This window comes from Streptococcus sp. 27098_8_22, from assembly GCF_041432415.1.
Taxonomy (GTDB): Bacteria; Bacillota; Bacilli; order Lactobacillales; family Streptococcaceae; genus Streptococcus; species Streptococcus pseudopneumoniae_M.
Genome location: NZ_JAPVZP010000001.1, coordinates 534,798 through 553,373, shown reverse-complemented (window position 1 = coordinate 553,373; position 18,576 = coordinate 534,798). Strand labels below are relative to the sequence as shown.

14 protein-coding genes are annotated in these 18,576 nt (G+C 39.4%); 13 read left to right on the top strand and 1 reads right to left on the bottom strand.

All coding sequences use genetic code 11. From position 1 onward, the window contains the following. Window positions 1–29: 29 nt before the first annotated feature. Window positions 30–1,475 (bottom strand): UDP-N-acetylmuramoyl-L-alanyl-D-glutamate--L-lysine ligase, encoded by a 1,446-nt coding sequence (locus tag O3633_RS02715; protein WP_371620300.1) that lies wholly within the window; start codon window positions 1,473–1,475, stop codon window positions 30–32. Between the two features lie 103 nt (window positions 1,476–1,578). Here O3633_RS02715 and O3633_RS02710 point away from each other — a divergent pair, with 103 nt between their 5' ends. The 13 genes from O3633_RS02710 to O3633_RS02650 all read left to right on the top strand — a co-directional run bounded on the left by O3633_RS02710 (window position 1,579) and on the right by O3633_RS02650 (window position 18,568). Continuing rightward, window positions 1,579–3,201 carry a putative polysaccharide biosynthesis protein gene (locus O3633_RS02710; RefSeq protein WP_371620299.1) on the top strand — a complete coding sequence of 541 codons (1,623 nt, stop codon included), beginning with the start codon at window positions 1,579–1,581 and terminating at the stop codon, window positions 3,199–3,201. A gap of 190 nt (window positions 3,202–3,391) precedes the next feature. Further along, a complete protein-coding gene (locus O3633_RS02705) occupies window positions 3,392–5,350 on the top strand; it encodes a peptide ABC transporter substrate-binding protein (protein WP_371620298.1) in 1,959 nt (652 codons plus the stop codon). A gap of 145 nt (window positions 5,351–5,495) precedes the next feature. After that, the gene (locus O3633_RS02700) at window positions 5,496–6,590 is read left to right on the top strand and encodes a cystathionine gamma-synthase (RefSeq protein WP_371620297.1); all 1,095 of its coding nucleotides are present in this window, start codon (window positions 5,496–5,498) and stop codon (window positions 6,588–6,590) included. A gap of 4 nt (window positions 6,591–6,594) precedes the next feature. Further along, complete coding sequence (locus O3633_RS02695) at window positions 6,595–7,761, top strand: MalY/PatB family protein (protein ID WP_371620296.1); 1,167 nt, start codon at window positions 6,595–6,597, stop codon at window positions 7,759–7,761. A gap of 91 nt (window positions 7,762–7,852) precedes the next feature. Then, window positions 7,853–10,939, top strand: a complete 3,087-nt coding sequence (locus O3633_RS02690) for a pilus expression-regulating Snf2 family helicase (protein ID WP_371620295.1) — start codon at window positions 7,853–7,855, stop codon at window positions 10,937–10,939. 58 nt (window positions 10,940–10,997) lie between these two features. Further along, window positions 10,998–11,594: a divisome accessory protein ZapJ gene (gene zapJ / locus O3633_RS02685; RefSeq protein ID WP_000192398.1), complete on the top strand. Its 597-nt coding sequence runs from the start codon at window positions 10,998–11,000 to the stop codon at window positions 11,592–11,594. 11 nt (window positions 11,595–11,605) lie between these two features. Beyond that, window positions 11,606–12,940, top strand: a complete 1,335-nt coding sequence (gene murC / locus O3633_RS02680; protein WP_049530641.1) for a UDP-N-acetylmuramate--L-alanine ligase — start codon at window positions 11,606–11,608, stop codon at window positions 12,938–12,940. Between the two features lie 8 nt (window positions 12,941–12,948). Next, the gene (locus tag O3633_RS02675; protein ID WP_371620294.1) at window positions 12,949–13,452 is read left to right on the top strand and encodes a GNAT family N-acetyltransferase; all 504 of its coding nucleotides are present in this window, start codon (window positions 12,949–12,951) and stop codon (window positions 13,450–13,452) included. An 8-nt stretch (window positions 13,453–13,460) separates the two neighbouring features. Further along, window positions 13,461–13,955: a GNAT family N-acetyltransferase gene (locus O3633_RS02670; RefSeq protein ID WP_371620293.1), complete on the top strand. Its 495-nt coding sequence runs from the start codon at window positions 13,461–13,463 to the stop codon at window positions 13,953–13,955. A gap of 81 nt (window positions 13,956–14,036) precedes the next feature. Next, complete coding sequence (gene mltG / locus O3633_RS02665; RefSeq protein ID WP_049530638.1) at window positions 14,037–15,761, top strand: endolytic transglycosylase MltG; 1,725 nt, start codon at window positions 14,037–14,039, stop codon at window positions 15,759–15,761. Between the two features lie 352 nt (window positions 15,762–16,113). Continuing rightward, window positions 16,114–16,596 (top strand): transcription elongation factor GreA, encoded by a 483-nt coding sequence (gene greA / locus O3633_RS02660; RefSeq protein WP_371620292.1) that lies wholly within the window; start codon window positions 16,114–16,116, stop codon window positions 16,594–16,596. An 82-nt stretch (window positions 16,597–16,678) separates the two neighbouring features. Further along, window positions 16,679–18,052 carry an amino acid permease gene (locus tag O3633_RS02655; protein WP_371620291.1) on the top strand — a complete coding sequence of 458 codons (1,374 nt, stop codon included), beginning with the start codon at window positions 16,679–16,681 and terminating at the stop codon, window positions 18,050–18,052. Between the two features lie 99 nt (window positions 18,053–18,151). Continuing rightward, window positions 18,152–18,568, top strand: coding sequence for a GNAT family N-acetyltransferase (locus tag O3633_RS02650; RefSeq protein ID WP_371620290.1), 417 nt, complete (start codon window positions 18,152–18,154; stop codon window positions 18,566–18,568). Window positions 18,569–18,576: the final 8 nt, after the last annotated feature.

Genomic DNA, 18,576 nt, shown 5'->3' with positions numbered 1-18,576 from the left:
AGGAAATTTCCTAGCCTTCTTTAAATTTACTATAGATAACGTTCAGCGATGGCTGCATCACCTGGATAGTCTTCTTTCTTGCCTTGGATGATTTGGTAGCAGTCAGCTCCTTTACCAGCGATAATGACAGCATCCAGTTCTTGATCTGTAACAGACATCGCAGCCTTGATAGCTTGCTCACGGTCAGCAATCTTTTCAACAGGATGATGGATGTAGCTACTGATTTCATCTGCAATGGCCATCGGATCTTCGTAGTTTGGATCATCAGCCGTTAGAAAGACTTGAATTTCAGGGTGTTGATTGAGAAGAAGTCCAAAGTCCTTACGACGGCTTTCTCCCTTGTTTCCAGTTGAGCCAAGTACTAGAGCAATTTTTCCAGTCTGATGTGTTTCAACAACTGAGATTAGTTTTTTAAGACTGTCACCATTGTGGGCATAGTCAATGAAAACTTTTGCGCCATTTTTCTGAGTGAGAACTTCCATACGACCAGGGACGCGAGTAGACGCAATCCCTTTTTTGATATCTTCAAGACTAGCACCTAAACGAAGACAGGCAAGTCCAGCAGCGACTGCATTTTCTTGGTTGAAATGTCCAATCAACTGGATATCATAGTCTCCAGCTAATTTACCAGTAGCTGAGAAGCTAAAGGCTTTGGAGTTTTCGATCTGGTTATTTGACTGGCTACCGTAGAAGTCATGCTCTTGGTTCACAACTTGTTCTTTCAGAACAGAGAAGTGGTCCATATCGCTATTAATGACAACTGCTCGGCTATTTTTCATCAAGAGACGCTTGTGGTAGAAGTAGTCTTCAAAGGTTGGATGCTCAATAGGACCAATATGGTCAGGACTGATATTGAGAAAAACTCCTACATCGAAAGTGAGACCGTAGACTCGTTTAACCAAGTAGGCTTGGCTGGAAACTTCCATAATAAGGTGTGTTCTTCCATGCTTAACAGCCTGTGCCATCATATCAAAGAGGTCGATACTTTCAGGAGTTGTTAGAGCAGATTTAAAGAAAGTCTTACCGTCCAAGGTCGTGTTCATGGTTGACAACATAGCTGGACGATGTTGTTGACTTAAGATGTTGTAGGCAAAGTAAGCTGCTGTTGTTTTTCCTTTAGTGCCAGTGAAAGCAAGGATTTTCAGTTTCTCCTGAGGGTTGCCATAAAATTCCATGGCAATCAAACTCATGGCCTTCTTGATATTGTTAACAACAATAACAGGAATTCCAACTTCATAATCCTGTTCAGCCACGTACCAACCAAGCCCTTGTGCGATAGCTGAAAATAGATATTCTTTTTTAAAGGCAGCTCCTTTTGCAAAAAATAGAGTATTTTCTTTGGTTGTTCGGCTATCGTAACTGATGTTGTCAAAAATAACATCGTTGTAGTTGTAGTGGTAATGTCCTTGGTCGATAATCTCACGGAAGAGACCATCTTTCTTTAAAATATCTAATATAGTTTCAATCTTTATCATACTTTCTATTGTAAACCGAAAGTCTGAATTTTACAAGTAACAAGGAAAAGTTTATAATGGAAGATAAGGAACATTTCCGTTATTAAAATTGAATGAGGAAGTTATGTCTAACGAAAATAATCATCAGCAGGCCCAGATGTTACGCGGAACTGCCTGGCTAACGGCTAGTAACTTTATCAGTCGCCTGCTCGGGGCCATTTACATCATCCCTTGGTATATCTGGATGGGGACTTATGCTGCTAAGGCTAATGGTCTCTTTACTATGGGTTACAATATCTATGCTTGGTTCTTGTTGATTTCGACAGCAGGTATCCCTGTTGCAGTCGCAAAGCAGGTTGCCAAGTATAACACTATGCAAGAAGAAGAGCATAGTTTTGCTCTGATTCGGAGTTTCCTGGGCTTTATGACTGGACTAGGTCTTGTCTTTGCTTTGGTCTTATATCTCTTTGCGCCTTGGTTGGCAGATCTTTCTGGTGTCGGTAAGGACTTGATTCCCATTATGCAGAGTCTAGCTTGGGCTGTCTTGATTTTCCCGTCTATGAGTGTTATCCGTGGATTTTTCCAAGGGATGAATAATCTCAAGCCTTATGCCATGAGTCAAATCGCTGAGCAAGTTATCCGAGTTATTTGGATGCTCTTAGCAACCTTTATCATCATGAAGCTTGGTTCAGGAGACTATCTAGCAGCGGTTACCCAATCTACCTTTGCGGCCTTTGTGGGAATGGTAGCTAGTTTCGCAGTCTTGCTTTATTTCCTCTATAAAGAAGGAATGCTTCAAAAAGTCTTTGAAACACGAGATAAGATTGATAGCAAACATCTGTTAATGGATACGATTAAGGAAGCTATTCCTTTTATCATAACAGGTTCAGCTATTCAGCTTTTCCAAATTTTGGACCAAATGACCTTTATCAATAGCATGAAGTGGTTTACCAACTACAATAATGAAGATTTAGTTGTCATGTTTTCTTATTTCTCTGCCAATCCTAATAAAATCACCATGATTCTCATTTCTGTTGGAGTTTCGATTGGTAGCGTTGGGCTGCCTCTCTTGACAGAAAACTATGTCAAGGGGGATCTGCCAGCAGCAGCTCGTTTGGTTCAAAATAGTATCACCATGCTTTTCCTATTCCTCTTACCTGCAACGGTTGGAGTAGTCATGGTAGGAGAACCACTCTATACAGTCTTTTACGGTAAACCAGATAGCTTGGCGATGGGCTTGTTTGTTTTTGCAGTTTTGCAGTCAACCATTCTTGGATTGTACATGGTCTTGTCCCCTATGCTTCAGGCTATGTTTCGTAACCGCAAGGCAGTCTTGTATTTTGTTTATGGATCAATTGCTAAGATTGTTTTACAATTACCATCAGTAGCGCTTTTTCATAGTTATGGTCCTCTCATTTCAACGACCATCGGTCTTATCATTCCAATTGTTTTAATGTATCGCGAGATCTGTCAGATTACAGGGGTTCATCGAAAGATCATCCTAAAACGAACAATCCTAGTGATCATTTTAACTCTTGTCATGTTTATCTTGGTAGGCTTCTTACAATGGATGATAGGATTTGTCTTCCAACCAACTGGACGTTTTTGGAGCTTCATCTATGTCGCCCTAATCGGAACAATCGGTGGTGGACTCTACGGATTCATGAGTCTCTATACTCGTCTCTTAGATAAGGTTATTGGACAGGCAAAAGCTGACCAGTTACGAGCACGATTAAAATTATCATAATGCTTTATAAATAAAATGAACAATTTGAACTTTCAACTCTAAAAAAGTTTAAATTGTTCATTTTTTATTTAAAAAAGAGAGAAAAAAATAAAAAATGTAGAAAAAAATGAATTTTTAGAGAATTATTACTTGACTAAAAAAAACAATAGCTGTATAATGATACAAATATTTAAATTTGGAGGTTCTGTTTATGAAAAAGTCTAAGGCAAAATACCTGACGCTAGCAGGCGTCGTCTTAACTGCTGGTTTGCTCTTGGGAGCTTGTGGTAACTCAGCTAGCTCTTCAAAATCATACAACTATGTATATAGTAGCGATCCATCTAGTCTAAACTATCTCTTAGAGAATCGCGCAACAACAGGTGATGTTGTCACAAACTTGGTAGATGGTTTGATGGAAAATGACCAATACGGGAACTACATTCCTTCATTAGCTGAGGATTGGACAGTTTCCCAAGATGGTTTGACTTATACTTACAAACTTCGTAAGGACGCCAAATGGTATACAGCAGATGGTGAAGAGTACGCTCCAGTTACAGCACAAGATTTTGTGACTGGTTTGAAATATGCGGCTGATAAAAAATCTGAAGCTCTCTATCTCGTTCAAGACTCTGTTGCTGGCTTGGATGACTATATCAACGGAAAAACAACAGACTTTTCAACAGTTGGTGTAAAGGCTATTGACGACCAAACAGTTCAATATACCTTGACTCACCCAGAATCTTACTGGAACTCAAAAACAACTGCAACCATTTTGTTCCCAGTTAATGCTGATTTCTTGAATTCCAAAGGGGATGACTTTGGTAAGGTGGACCCAGCAAATATCTTGTATAATGGTCCTTTTATTCTTAAATCATTCACCTCTAAATCTGTCATGGAATACAAGAAAAATCCAAACTATTGGGATGCTAAAAATGTATTTGTAGATGATGTTAAATTAACCTACTATGATGGTAGTGATCAAGATTCTCTAGTTCGTAGCTTTAGCGAGGGAGTTTATAGCTTTGCTCGTCTCTATCCAAATAGCTCAAGCTTCTCAGGTGTGAAAGAGAAATATAAAGATAACATCATTTATAGTATGCAGAATGCGACATCCTACTATTATAACTTTAACCTAGATAGAAAATCATATAACCACACATCAAAAACGACAGATGCTGAAAAAACAGCTCAGCAAGAAGCAGTCTTAAACAAATCATTCCGTCAAGCTATCAACTTTGCCTATGACCGTACTGCTTATGGTGCCCAATCTCAAGGGGAAGATGGAGCAACTAAGATTATCAGAAACTTGCTCGTTCCACCATCATTTGTAACACTTGATGGTAAAGATTTTGGTGATGTCGTTGCTTCTAAGATGGTTAACTACGGTAAAGTTTGGGATAATATGAACTTTGCTGATGCCCAAGATGCTTACTATAATGCTGACAAGGCCAAAGAAACTTTTGCACAAGCCAAGAAAGAATTGGAAGCCAAAGGTGTTCAATTCCCAATTCACCTGGATTTACCAGTTGACCAAACCTTTAAAAAGGGTGTCCAAGAGGCAAGCTCTTTCAAACAGTCTATTGAATCTGTCCTAGGTTCAGATAATGTCGTTATCGATATTCAAATGCTGACTACAGAAGAAATGGATAGTATTGGTTATCTAGCAAATACGGCAGCGCAAAAAGACTATGACCTCTATAACGGTGGTTGGGGACCTGACTATCAAGATCCATCAACCTACCTTGATACTCTAAGTTTAACAAGTGGTGGCTCATTGCAAAACCTTGGTCTAGAACCAGGAGAAGCAAATGCCAAAGCAACAGCTGTTGGTTTGGATGTCTATACTAAGATGTTAGAAGAAGCTAATGCTGAACAAGATTTGAACAAACGTTATGATAAGTACGCTGAAGCTCAAGCCTGGTTAGTTGACAGTTCGCTTGCTCTTCCAAACGTTTCTCAAGGAGGAACTCCTGGATTGAGAAGAACTGTACCATTCTCTGCTGCCTTCTCTCAAGCAGGAAATAAAGGTGTTGAATCATACAAATACGTCAAATTGCAAGATAAAGTAGTCACAACGGCTGAATATGAAGCAGCTAGACAAAAATGGCTGAAAGAAAAAGAGGAATCTAACAAAAAAGCCCAAGAAGAATTAGCTAAACACATTAAATAATCAGTCTATTCAACAGGAAAAACGATAGTTTCTTAAGAGGCTATCGTTTTTATATAGTTTGAAACTATAACTAGCTCTTGAAAACAAGAAAACGAAGGATCCAAAATAAGTGGTACAATAGTTACTATAGATTTGGAGGTATTGTATGAGCAAAGAATTTCACATTAACACAATTTTAGCACAAGCGGGAATTAAGTCTGATGAAGCAACAGGTGCTTTGGTTACACCTATTCACTTTTCAACGACTTATCAGCATCCAGAATTTGGTCAATCAACTGGATTTGACTATACCCGTACCAAAAACCCAACTCGTAGCAAGGCAGAGGAAGTTTTGGCAGCAATTGAATCAGCCAAGTATGCTTTGGCGACTAGTTCAGGTATGTCTGCGATTGTGTTAGCCTTTAGCGTTTTTCCAGTAGGAAGCAAGGTTTTGGCTGTCCGTGACCTTTACGGTGGCTCTTTCCGCTGGTTCAATCAAGTTGAACAGGAAGGACGTTTCCACTTTACCTATGCCAACACAGAAGAAGAGCTAGTTGCTGAGCTAGAAAAGGATGTGGATGTACTCTATATTGAAACACCAACCAACCCTTTGATGTTGGAATTTGATATTGAAAAATTGTCAAAATTAGCTCATGCTAAGGGTGCTAAAGTTGTCGTCGACAATACCTTCTATAGCCCGATTTACCAACGTCCAATTGAAGATGGAGCAGATATTGTCCTGCATTCAGCGACAAAATACCTTGCAGGCCATAATGATGTTCTAGCTGGTGTAGTTGTGACAGATAATGCTGATTTGTACGAAAAACTTTTTTACAATCTCAACACGACAGGGGCTGTTTTGTCACCATTTGATAGTTATCAATTGATTCGTGGTCTTAAAACCTTATCACTTCGCATGGAGCGCTCAACAGCTAATGCTCAAGAGATTGTATCCTTTTTGGAACAATCACCTGCTGTCAAAGAAGTTTTGTATACAGGACGAGGGGGAATGATTTCCTTTAAAGTGGCAGATGAAAAACGAATCCCTCATATCTTGAATACTTTGAAAGTATTCTCTTTTGCTGAAAGTTTGGGTGGTGTAGAAAGTCTAATTACATATCCAACCACTCAAACCCATGCAGACATTCCGGCAGAGGTTCGTCATTCTTATGGATTAACAGATGACCTTTTACGCTTGTCTATTGGTATTGAGGATGCTAGGGATTTGATTGAAGATTTGCGTCAAGCCTTGGAAGGATAAGACTATGGGAAAATATGATTTTACGACTCTGCCCAATCGTTTTGGACACCATACCTATAAATGGAAAGAAGCAGAGACTGACCGTCAAGTATTGCCGGCCTGGATTGCTGATATGGACTTTGAAGTCTTACCTGAGATCCGTCAGACAGTTCATGATTATGCAGAGCAATTAGTCTATGGCTATACCTATGCTAGTGATGGATTGATTGACGCAGTTCAAGACTGGGAAGAAAAACACCATGGTTATCGTTTTGATAAGGATGCTCTAGTCTTTATCGAAGGAGTAGTACCAGCCATTTCAACAGCCATTCAAGCTTTTACCAAAGAGGGTGAAGCAGTGCTCATTAACACACCGGTATATCCACCTTTTGCTCGGAGCATTAAGCTCAATAATCGTCGATTAATCACCAACTCTCTAGTAGAAAAAGACGGACTTTTTGAGATTGACTTTGATCAATTGGAGAAAGCCTTTGTCGAAGAGGATGTGAAACTCTACGTTCTCTGCAATCCTCATAATCCTGGTGGACGCGTTTGGGAAAAGGAAGTCTTAGAGAAGATTGGACAACTTTGTCAAAAACATGGAGTCTTGCTGGTATCTGATGAGATTCACCAAGATTTAGCCTTGTTTGGAAATAAACACCAGTCATTCAATACGGTAAATGAAGATTTTAAAGAATTTTCACTGATTTTAAGCAGTGCGACCAAGACCTTCAATATTGCTGGAACCAAGAATTCTTACGCCATTATCGAAAATCCCAAGTTGAGAGTGGCTTTCCAAAAACGCCAGCTGGCTAATAATCAACATGAAATCTCAGGGTTGGGATATTTGGCAACAGAAGCTGCCTATCGCTATGGGAAGGATTGGTTAGAGGAACTCAAGCAAGTCTTTGAAGACCATATTAATTATGTGGTAGATTTATTTGAAAAAGAGACTAAAATCAAGGTCATGAAGCCGCAAGGAACCTACTTGATTTGGCTTGATTTTTCAGCTTATGACCTGACTGATGAAAAATTACAAGAGCTTTTGAAAAATGAAGCCAAGGTTATCCTCAATCCTGGTTTGGATTATGGGGATGAAGGAAGTCTTCATGCCCGCCTCAATGTAGCCATGCCTAAATCTCTACTGCAAGAAGTTTGTCAACGAATTCTAACCACTTTCGCTAACCTTTAACAAGCTAGCCTTCTGGGGGAAAAGTACCCTAGAAGGCTATTTTCATAGGCGAAAATATGGTATAATTAGGAGATAAAGAAAAGGGGAACATATGGCTAAATTGATTCCAGGTAAGCTTCGAATGGAGGGAGCTCAACTCTACGAAACTAGTCAGATTGAAATTATCAAAGAGAAAGACCATCGTCTCTATGCGCGTGTAGCAGATGAAGAAATTCGCTATAGCCTGGATGATGATTTGGTTTTTTGTGCTTGTGATTTTTTCCAAAAAAGAGGGTTTTGTGTGCATTTGGCAGCACTAGAACATTACCTTAAAAATGATCCGATTGGTCAGGAACTCTTAGGAAATCTGGAAAATGTGCACGAAAAGAAAGAAGAAGTTGAAACTCAGGTTACTTTTGGAGGAAAGTTTTTAGAATCCATTCAAATTCCGAAACTTTCTGAAATCTATCAGTTGTCTGCTCAAGGGCAGGTTGAAGCAGGGACTAATCGTATTATTTGGACTTTGAGAGTCGGTCTTATTCAGACACAGAAATTCTATGTAATCCGAGATATACCCCTTTTTCTGAAGGTTTTAGAAACTAGCAAACCCTATATGATTGGGAAGTTATATGAAACTTCCTTGAATATTCGTCAGTTTGATGAAAGTAGTCAATTTGTTCTAAATTTCCTTCAAGGAATTGTAGAAGATGAGGCTGAAAATGCCCTCTTTTTCCAAAATCAAGGTCGTCATCTTTATTTCCCGCTGTCTTTTTTTGAGCAGGGTGTTAGTCTGCTGATGGGCTTAGATGCATTTCAATTTGACCATCAGATTTCGAATTATCACCACCTTGTATTTCAAGATTTTGATGGTCAAGCAGGTTTGTTTACCTTTCAAATTGAAGAAAAGTCCAACTATTTTGAGATGGAAATTGTTCAACAGGTAGGGCTTAATTCGTTTTATAAGGGACAAGTCTTGTTTACTAAAGGTACATTTTACCTTCTGTCTAAAGAACAAGCTAGACTTATAGAAAAATTAAAAAAAGTATCTATCGATAAGAGTGGTAGAAAGATTTTACAATTTGATACCAGTGATCGAGACCTTTTAGCTTCGACCTTGTCGCAGTTTAAAGACATAGGAGAGGTAAAAGCCCCTGATGCGCTTCAAATTCAGTCTTTCCGTCCTTCTTTCTACATGGAAGGAGAAGAAGACGGTTCTATTCGTTTGGATATGCAGTTTCAGTATGAAACTTGCCTAGTAAGGAATTGTAATGAACTAGAGAATCTTCCTTTTGCTAGCGATATTCAACTAGAGAAAGAGATTTTTCAACTAGCTCTATCAGCTGGATTTGAAGCAGATTTTCGTTCATGGCGTCAAAGTTTGAAAGCTGATGCAGTCCATGCCTTCTTCCAGGAAGTTTTGCCAGCCTTTGCAGCACTTGGAGAATTAAAGATTTCTGAGAGCTTGCAAGACCTTTATCAGGTTCAGAAGCCTCAAGTTCACATCTCATCCAAGGGAAGCCTATTAGAAATTCAATTTGATTTTCAAGATATAGATCAAGAAGAAATCGATCGAGCGATGAAAGCACTAGTTGAGAAGCAGGATTATTACATCAGCTCTTCGAATCAGGTTTACTATTTCGATGATCAGACCAAGCGTATCCGTCAGGATTTAGAAGAATTAGGGATAGAGGACCTACAAGATGGAGCTTTTCGAGCTCGTAAATCCCTAGCTTATACCCTATCTCATCTATTTAAGGACCAGGATCAAATTTCTTTCACCGAAGAATTTCGCAATCTGGCCCATGATTTGACGCATCCAGAAGATTTTCCGATGAAAGTGCTGAATATCCAAGCAGAACTTAGAGACTATCAGAAAAAGGGAATTCAGTGGCTTCAAATGCTTCACCATTATGGCTTTGGTGGGATTTTAGCAGACGATATGGGACTTGGGAAGACCTTGCAAACCATCGCCTTTTTAAGTAGTCAGGTTCAAACAGATACTAGTGTCCTAATCCTTGCTCCATCTGGCTTAATCTATAACTGGGCTGATGAATTTCAAAAGTTTGCTCCAGATTTGGATGTAGCGGTTGTGCATGGCTTAAAATCTCATCGAGAGTCAATTTTGGCAGAAAATCATCAGATTTATGTGACAAGCTATGCTACTTTCCGTCAGGACAGTGAGATTTATCGAGACCTATCTTTTGATTTTCTTTTTCTAGATGAAGCTCAAGTGATGAAAAATGCACAAACGAAGATTGCTCAAAGTTTGCGACGATTTGTGGTTCCATCCGTCTTTGCACTATCAGGAACACCGATTGAAAACCATCTGGGAGAACTCTGGTCGATTTTTCAGATTGTCTTACCAGGCCTCTTACCTGCTAAGAAGGAGTTTATGAAACTATCAACTGAGAGAGTGGCTCAATTTATCAAACCCTTTGTCATGAGACGCAAGAAAGAAGAGGTTTTGACAGAGTTGCCTGACTTGATTGAAGTCGTCTATAAGAATGAACTGGAGGATCAACAAAAAGCTATCTATCTTGCTCAGCTGCAACAGATGCAGGAGCGTCTGGGACAGGTAAGCGATTCGGAATTTCAACGAAATCGCGTCGAAATTTTGACTGGTCTCATGCGTCTGCGTCAGATTTGTGATACACCTGGGCTCTTTATGGAGGACTACCAAGGAGAGAGCGGGAAACTGGATAGTTTACGAGATTTGCTGGTTCAGATTGCTGAAGGTGGACACCGTGTACTTATCTTCTCACAATTTAGAGGTATGTTGGATCGGATTGAGCAAGAGCTACCTGACTTAGGCTTGACTTCCTTTAAAATTACGGGTTCAACTCCTTCTCAAGAACGTCAGGAAATGACCAAGGCTTTTAACCAAGGAGAGCGCGATGTATTCTTGATTTCTCTAAAGGCTGGTGGGGTTGGACTCAATCTCACTGGTGCGGATACGGTCATTCTAGTAGACTTATGGTGGAATCCTGCAGTTGAATCTCAGGCTATCGGTCGAGCCCATCGTATGGGGCAAGAGCAGGCTGTTGAAGTTTATCGCCTTGTGACTCGAGGTACAATTGAAGAAAAGATTCAAGAATTACAAGAGAAAAAGAAAAATCTTGTTTCTGAAATCTTGGATGGAACAGAGTCTCGAGGAAGTCTGAGTCTAGCTGAAATACGAGAAATTTTAGGGATTTCATGAGCCTATACTTGAAAAATCAAGACATTACGCTATAATGGAGTATTGAAAGGAAATAAATATGACACAAAAACGATTTCCAATAGTGGCAGATGATGAAGTCATGTTGACAGAAATGCCAGTTATGAATCTCTACGATGAGTCTGATTTCATCAGTAATATCAAAGGTGATTATCAAGATAAAAACTACTTAGAGTGGTCTCCAATCACTGAAGAAAAAAAGCAAGAGAAAGCCAAGCCTCTTGTAAAACCGATTGAGAAAAAAGAAAAATCCTATGCTGAATTAGCACGTGAAGAAGCTCGTGCGGATTTGAAAAAGAAGCGCTCGGCTCGATATTTGACTCAGGATGTGAGTCATACGAGACGTCAAACGAAACCAAGCCAGGTGCGTCCAGCAAATCAACCGACAGCACCTTTTCAAAAGGAAAATCCAGGAGAATTTGCGAAATATAGTCAGAAGTTAGGTCAATCTCACTATATTTTGGCAGAAACAGTTTCTCAAGTGGAACATCCAATTTCAGACGGTGAAACAAGTCGTTCCAAGAAAAACAATTATGACTTTTTAAAGAAAAGTCAAATTTATAACAAAAAAAGTAAACAAAAAGAACAAGAACGTCAAGTGGCCCAAGAGCTTAACTTGACTAGAATGAGCGAATAGAGGGGAAGAAAATGGCAAAAACCTATCATTTTATCGGAATCAAAGGATCAGGTATGAGTGCCTTGGCTTTGATGTTGCATCAAATGGGGCACAAGGTGCAAGGTTCTGACGTTGAAAAGTACTACTTTACACAACGTGGACTAGAGCAAGCAGGAATTACAATTTTACCTTTTGATGAAAAAAATCTTCAAGGCGATTTAGAAATTATCGCTGGTAATGCCTTCCGTCCAGATAACAATGTTGAAATTGCTTATGCTGATCAAAATGGTATCAGCTACAAACGTTACCATGAGTTTCTTGGTAGCTTTATGCGTGACTTTATCAGTATGGGAGTTGCTGGTGCCCACGGTAAGACGTCAACGACTGGTATGCTTTCTCACGTCTTGTCACACATCACTGATACAAGCTACTTGATCGGAGATGGTACAGGTCGTGGTTCTGAAAATGCCAAGTATTTTGTCTTTGAATCAGACGAGTATGAGCGCCATTTCATGCCATATCACCCAGAATATTCTATCATTACGAACATCGATTTTGACCACCCTGACTATTTCACAAGCTTGGAAGATGTCTTCAACGCCTTCAATGATTATGCTAAACAAATTACCAAAGGTTTGTTTGTCTATGGTGAAGATGCTGAGTTGCGTAAGATTACAGCAAATGCCCCAATCTATTATTACGGTTTTGAAGCAGACAACAATGACTTTGTAGCTAGCGATTTACTTCGTTCTACAACAGGTTCAACCTTTACCGTTCATTTCCGTGGTCAAGAGTTGGGCCAATTCCACATTCCAACTTTCGGTCGCCACAACATCATGAATGCCACTGCAGTAATTGGTTTGCTTTATACTGCTGGCTTTGATTTGAATTTGGTACGTGAACACTTGAAGACTTTTGGTGGAGTGAAACGTCGCTTTACAGAAAAGATTGTCAATGATACGGTTATCATCGATGACTTTGCGCATCACCCAACTGAAATCATAGCAACTCTAGATGCCGCACGTCAAAAATACCCAAGCAAGGAAATCGTCGCTATCTTCCAACCGCATACCTTTACTCGTACAATTGCTTTGTTGGACGATTTTGCCCAAGCCTTGAATCAGGCTGATGCGGTTTACCTCGCACAAATCTACGGTTCAGCTCGTGAGGTGGACCATGGTGATGTCAAAGTAGAAGACCTTGCCAATAAAATCAACAAGAAACATCAAGTTATCACAGTTGAAAATGTTTCTCCACTCCTAGACCATGACAATGCTGTCTATGTCTTCATGGGAGCTGGCGACATCCAAACGTATGAATATTCATTCGAACGTCTCTTGTCTAATTTGACAAGCAATGTTCAGTAAGGAAGATCATGGAATTTCCAATTAAAATCAGGGAAGCTCAGCAATCAGATATTGATCAGATTTGCTTGATACAAGAAAGTATTTCAAGCTCCCTAGAAATATTGAATAGAAAAATAATAGAAGAACGTATCCGCAACCATGCGGGTACGTTTCTCTTAGCTAGCCTGGATGATCAAGGGATTGCTTATATCACTGCGACGATACTTCCTTTTCCCTCTTTAAGAAAATGGATGCTTGAGATTGGAGGTGAGAAATTCATTAATGAGAACTCAATCATCCTTGAAGATTTAGCTGTTCATCCAGATTACCAAGGGCAAGGTTTTGGAACTTTGTTGCTAGCAGCTTTGAAGGAAGTTACCCGTCAGCAAGATAGACTAGGTATTTATCTGCTTTGTGAGGATGAGTTGTTAGCCTACTTTGAAATGAATGGATTTGTAGAACAGGGGATTGTAGATGGAGAAAGGAGCAGTGAAGTTGCCTTTCTCATGCGTTGGCAGAATCCCTATTATTAGGAGGAAATATGATTATTAGACCAGCGAGATTGACAGATTTAGATCGTATCTTTGAAATTGAACTAGAAAATTTTTCAATTGAAGAAGCCATTCCTCGCCCTGTTTTTGAAGCTCATCTGAAGGAAATTAAGACTAGTTTTTTAGTGGCTGAAAAAGAGGGGGAAATACTAGGCTATATTGAGGGACCAGTAATCCCTCATCGATATTTACAAGACAAGTCCTTTACAGAAGACATTAAAGATTATAGCCATCAAAAAGGTGGCTATATCTCTGTTACTTGTCTATCCATTGCTAAGAAAGCTCAAGCTTTAGGTGTCGGACGAAAATTATTGACCGCCTTAAAAGAGATCGCTCTTGAGCATGAGCGTGAGGGAATCAATCTGACCTGTCATGACTATCTTATTGGTTATTATGAGAAACATGGTTTTGTGAATGAAGGAAAATCTAAGTCGACTTTTGCTGGGGAAGAATGGTATGATATGGTCTGGGAAAACACGAATTAGGCATCAGAAAGGCATCTATGGTTGCTTTTCTTTAGTTTTTAAGATATAATATTATGGATTATTAACAAGGAGGTAACACCTTTGAGCGAAAATTCTCGAGAAGAAGAAAAGTTAAGTTTTAAAGAACAAATTTTAAGAGATTTAGAAAGATTAAAAAGAGAAGACGGCATCGCGAATACTAAAAGTAGCAGCGATGATTTGTTTTCAAATTTAAGTAATAGTTCAGAAGCGGAAAAACCAGTGGAAGAACCTTCTGTAGAAGACTTGATGACCAATTCTGTTTCACTAGTGGATGAATTGCTTGCTAATGCACCAACAGTTCCACCACGTCCAGTATTACAAGATGATTCTGTTGGAACTTCTGTTGCTTCAGAACCAGCTGTAGCTCCAGATCCTCTACCATCAACAGAACCTGCTGAACCCGTTAAGCCTCTTGAACCTACTCAACCAGTGGAAGAAGAGAAAGAGTTCAATGCTATTTCGACAAGGATTCCAGTTTCTTATCGTACGAATCAGGCCAAACCAAGTCCTGCTAGAAAGAATATTAAACCTCAACCGAAACCAACAGTTCTTGCAAAAGAAACTCCAAGTCAAGAACCAGTTGCTCCAGTTGAAACTGGAACTGAACTTCCTAGAAGAAGTCGTAAAGAATCAGTGAAACCAATCAAGAAAAAGAAAAAATCACGCTTGAAAGGATTTTTCGTAACAGTATTTGTTTTATTGGTTTTACTAGGTGTGGGTGGTTTCTTTGGTTACCGTTATGTCGAATCTGCACTCCAACCAGTTGATGCAAATTCAAAACAGTATGTCACGGTTCAGATTCCAGAAGGAGCTAATCTTCAGCAAATTGGTGATACATTAGAGAACTCTGGATTGGTAAAACACGGATTTATCTTTAGCCTTTATGCTAAGTATAAAGACTATTCTGATTTAAAATCTGGTTACTACAATTTGCAAAAGAGTATGAGTACAGATGATATCATCAAAGAATTGCAAAAGGGTGGAACTCCTCAACCTCAAGAAGTTGCACTTGCAAATCTTACAATTCCTGAAGGTTATACCCTTGATCAAATCGCACAAACAGTTGGTCAGCTTCAAGGAGACTTTAAAGAACCCTTGACTGCGGATGCCTTCTTGGCAAAAGTTCAAGATGAAACCTTCATCTCTCAATTAGTTGCTAAGTACCCAACCCTTCTCGAAAGTCTACCAACTAAAGAAAGTGGTGTTCGTTATCGTTTAGAAGGATACTTATTCCCAGCAACTTATGCTATCAAAGAAAGCACGACTATTGAAAGCTTGATTGATGAAATGGTGGCAGCTATGGACAAAAACTTGTCAGGGCATTATACTGCAATCAAAGAAAAGAACTTGACAGTGAATGAACTCCTCACCATTGCATCACTTGTGGAAAAAGAAGGGTTGAAAACTGACGATCGCAAACTGATCGCTGGAGTTTTCTATAATCGTTTGAACCTTGGTATGCCACTTCAGAGTAATATTGCTATTCTCTATGCAGAAGGTAAGCTAGGACAAAATATTAGCTTGGCAGATGATGCAGCAATTGATACAACAATCAATTCACCTTATAATGTTTATACAAACCTTGGCTTAATGCCTGGCCCAGTAGACAGTCCAAGTCTGGATGCAATTGAAGCAAGTATCAATCAAACTAAGAGTGACAATCTTTACTTTGTAGCCAACGTACAAGATGGCAAGGTTTACTTTGCAACGACACGAGAAGAACATGATCGAAACGTTGCAGAGCATGTCAACAGTAAACTGACACAATCAAGTAGTTCAAACTAACTCTTAGAACAAGATTTGCTATTAAATCCGTAAAAAGAAGAGATTCTCTTCTTTTTACAGGAGTAGCAAGTCACACCAGTCTTTCCGCTATGATTAGAAACGCCTGAAATCTATAAGTTTTAGGCGTTCGGAAATTGCGAAAGTAAAAGCTTACCTCTTATTTGAATCTGAGTCTAGAAGTGATAGAATCATTAGGTTTAAGCACAGATTTTAAAAGGTCGATACTGATTAAAATCATTTAAGGAAAGCTCTAAAAAGACTTTGTCTTCATTGTAAAATTATGTGGTTTACCACATAATTTTGCTTTACTACCTAAAGAAATTTAAATTTATTCAAAAGAAAGTTGAGAAAAATGGCAGAAAAAACATATCCAATGACCCTTGAAGAAAAGGAAAAACTCGAAAAAGAATTAGAAGAGTTGAAACTAGTTCGTCGTCCAGAAGTTGTAGAACGCATCAAGATTGCGCGTTCATACGGTGACTTGTCAGAAAATAGTGAGTATGAAGCAGCTAAGGACGAGCAAGCCTTCGTTGAAGGACAAATCTCTAGCTTGGAAACAAAAATTCGTTATGCTGAAATTGTCAATAGCGATGCGGTTGCTCAAGATGAAGTTGCTATCGGGAAAACAGTCACTATCCAAGAAATTGGTGAAGACGACGAAGAAGTATATATCATCGTGGGATCAGCGGGTGCAGATGCCTTTGCAGGTAAAGTATCAAATGAAAGCCCTATTGGGCAAGCCTTGATTGGTAAGAAAACAGGTGATACCGCTATGATTGAAACACCTGTAGGAAGCTATGATGTTAAAATCTTAAAAGTAGAAAAAACAGTTTAATCGGAATGAAAAGAAGGAGTAGATACAGGGAAAGCGCTTCCCATCACTCCTTTTCTTAATTCTAAAAACTAGAGGAAACTATATGAATTCAGAAAATAAGCATAAAAAGAAAAATAAAATGGAACGTGGGTTAACCAATCGCCATGTTCAGGTTATGGCCATTGCTGGTACAATTGGAACAGGACTGTTTCTTGGAGCTGGTCGGTCTATTAGTTTGACAGGCCCGTCAATCGTCTTGGTCTATATGATTACGGGTGGCTTCATGTATCTTATGATGCGCGCTATCGGGGAAATGTTGTACCAAGATCCGGAGCAACACACCTTTATCAACTTTATTACGCGTTATCTTGGTCAGGGATGGGGTTACTTCTCAGTCTGGTCATATTGGCTCTCAGTAGTCTTTATCGGAATGGCCGAGATTACGGCTATTGCTCACTATGTTCAGTTTTGGTTTCCATCTTGGCCCTCTTGGTTGATTCAGGTTGTATTTCTGACAATACTCGGTTTGGTGAACTTGATTGCTGTTAAAATCTTTGGTGAGGTGGAATTTTGGTTTGCTATGATTAAAATTGTGGCCATTCTTGCCATGATTGCAACAGGTGTTTTTCTAGTTTTGACTGGCTTTGAAACGCCTTATGGTTCAGCAAGCCTTGCCAATATCAGTGATCATTTCTCCCTTTTCCCAAATGGAGGTATGAACTTTGTCATGGCCTTTCAAATGGTTTTCTTTGCTTACTTGATGATTGAGTTTATCGGTGTTACAACATCTGAAACCAAGGATCCTCGAAAAGTATTGCCTAAGGCTGTTAAGGAAATTCCTTTGCGAATTATCTTTTTCTACGGTGGAGCTCTCTTAGCCATCATGTCTATTATTCCTTGGCGTGAGCTTTCTGCGACAGATTCACCATTTGTAACGGTATTTGAACTTGTTGGTCTTAAGTGGGCAGCAGCCTTGATTAACTTTGTTGTCTTGACTTCCGCTGCGTCAGCCTTGAATTCAACCCTTTACTCAACAGGTCGTCACTTGTACCAAATTGCCCATGATTCACCAAATCGTTTCTTGAAAGCTATTAAGGCAGACACACTCTCACGCCACAACGTTCCTCAGAATGCAATCATTGCTTCTGCCGTATTGATTGGTTTTGCAGCCTTCATCAATGTACTTCCTGGCGTATCAGATGCCTTTGCTTTGATTACAGCTTCTTCATCAGGTGTTTATATCGCCATCTACATCTTGATCATGGTAGCCCATCTTAAATATCGTAAGTCTAAAGACTTTATGTCGGATGGCTATCTCATGCCTCAATATCGCTTGCTAAATCCTCTGACCATGATCTTCTTTATCTTTGTATTTGGTACACTCTTCTTACAAGAGTCAACTGTAATGGGAGCTAGAGGTTCAGCTATCTGGATTGTTGCATTTGGTATTTATAGCCAATGGAAATTTAGAAAATAAGTTTTACTCTCATCAACTTAGGTTGGTGAGTTTTTTTAGTTTGACAGTTCTTCAAAATAGGAATATAATCAAGGCGTGAGTGTCTTTGAGGAGGTTTTGATGCACATTCGATTGGATAATACAGAGTCTCAGAAAGCACAGGAAATAGGGGACTTGATTCGCTCCTATAATCGTTCTAAGAGAGAAGCAGCTGAAAGTGAGCCCCTTAACCTTTATGTCGAAAATGATAATGGTCAACTTATGGCTGGTTTAGTAGCAGAGACTTTCGGGAATTGGTTAGAAATCGAGTATTTATTTGTAAAAGAGGATTTGCGAGGACAAGGAATCGGCTCCCAACTATTGCACCAAGCAGAAAGTGAAGCTAAAAAGAGAAACTGTCGCTTTGCTTTTGTGAATACCTATCAGTTTCAAGCGCCAGCCTTTTATCAAAAGCAGGGCTACAAGGAAGTCTTTACCTTAAAAGATTATCCCTACATTGGACAAAGGCACTATTATCAAAAGGATTTGAAAACATAGAACTCTCT

Coding starts and splice junctions, on each gene's coding strand:
- O3633_RS02715 (WP_371620300.1), bottom strand. CDS start 1,475: ATGATAAAGATTGAAACTATATTAGATATTTTAAAGAAAGATGGTCTC.
- O3633_RS02710 (WP_371620299.1), top strand. CDS start 1,579: ATGTCTAACGAAAATAATCATCAGCAGGCCCAGATGTTACGCGGAACT.
- O3633_RS02705 (WP_371620298.1), top strand. CDS start 3,392: ATGAAAAAGTCTAAGGCAAAATACCTGACGCTAGCAGGCGTCGTCTTA.
- O3633_RS02700 (WP_371620297.1), top strand. CDS start 5,496: ATGAGCAAAGAATTTCACATTAACACAATTTTAGCACAAGCGGGAATT.
- O3633_RS02695 (WP_371620296.1), top strand. CDS start 6,595: ATGGGAAAATATGATTTTACGACTCTGCCCAATCGTTTTGGACACCAT.
- O3633_RS02690 (WP_371620295.1), top strand. CDS start 7,853: ATGGCTAAATTGATTCCAGGTAAGCTTCGAATGGAGGGAGCTCAACTC.
- zapJ (WP_000192398.1), top strand. CDS start 10,998: ATGACACAAAAACGATTTCCAATAGTGGCAGATGATGAAGTCATGTTG.
- murC (WP_049530641.1), top strand. CDS start 11,606: ATGGCAAAAACCTATCATTTTATCGGAATCAAAGGATCAGGTATGAGT.
- O3633_RS02675 (WP_371620294.1), top strand. CDS start 12,949: ATGGAATTTCCAATTAAAATCAGGGAAGCTCAGCAATCAGATATTGAT.
- O3633_RS02670 (WP_371620293.1), top strand. CDS start 13,461: ATGATTATTAGACCAGCGAGATTGACAGATTTAGATCGTATCTTTGAA.
- greA (WP_371620292.1), top strand. CDS start 16,114: ATGGCAGAAAAAACATATCCAATGACCCTTGAAGAAAAGGAAAAACTC.
- O3633_RS02655 (WP_371620291.1), top strand. CDS start 16,679: ATGAATTCAGAAAATAAGCATAAAAAGAAAAATAAAATGGAACGTGGG.
- O3633_RS02650 (WP_371620290.1), top strand. CDS start 18,152: ATGCACATTCGATTGGATAATACAGAGTCTCAGAAAGCACAGGAAATA.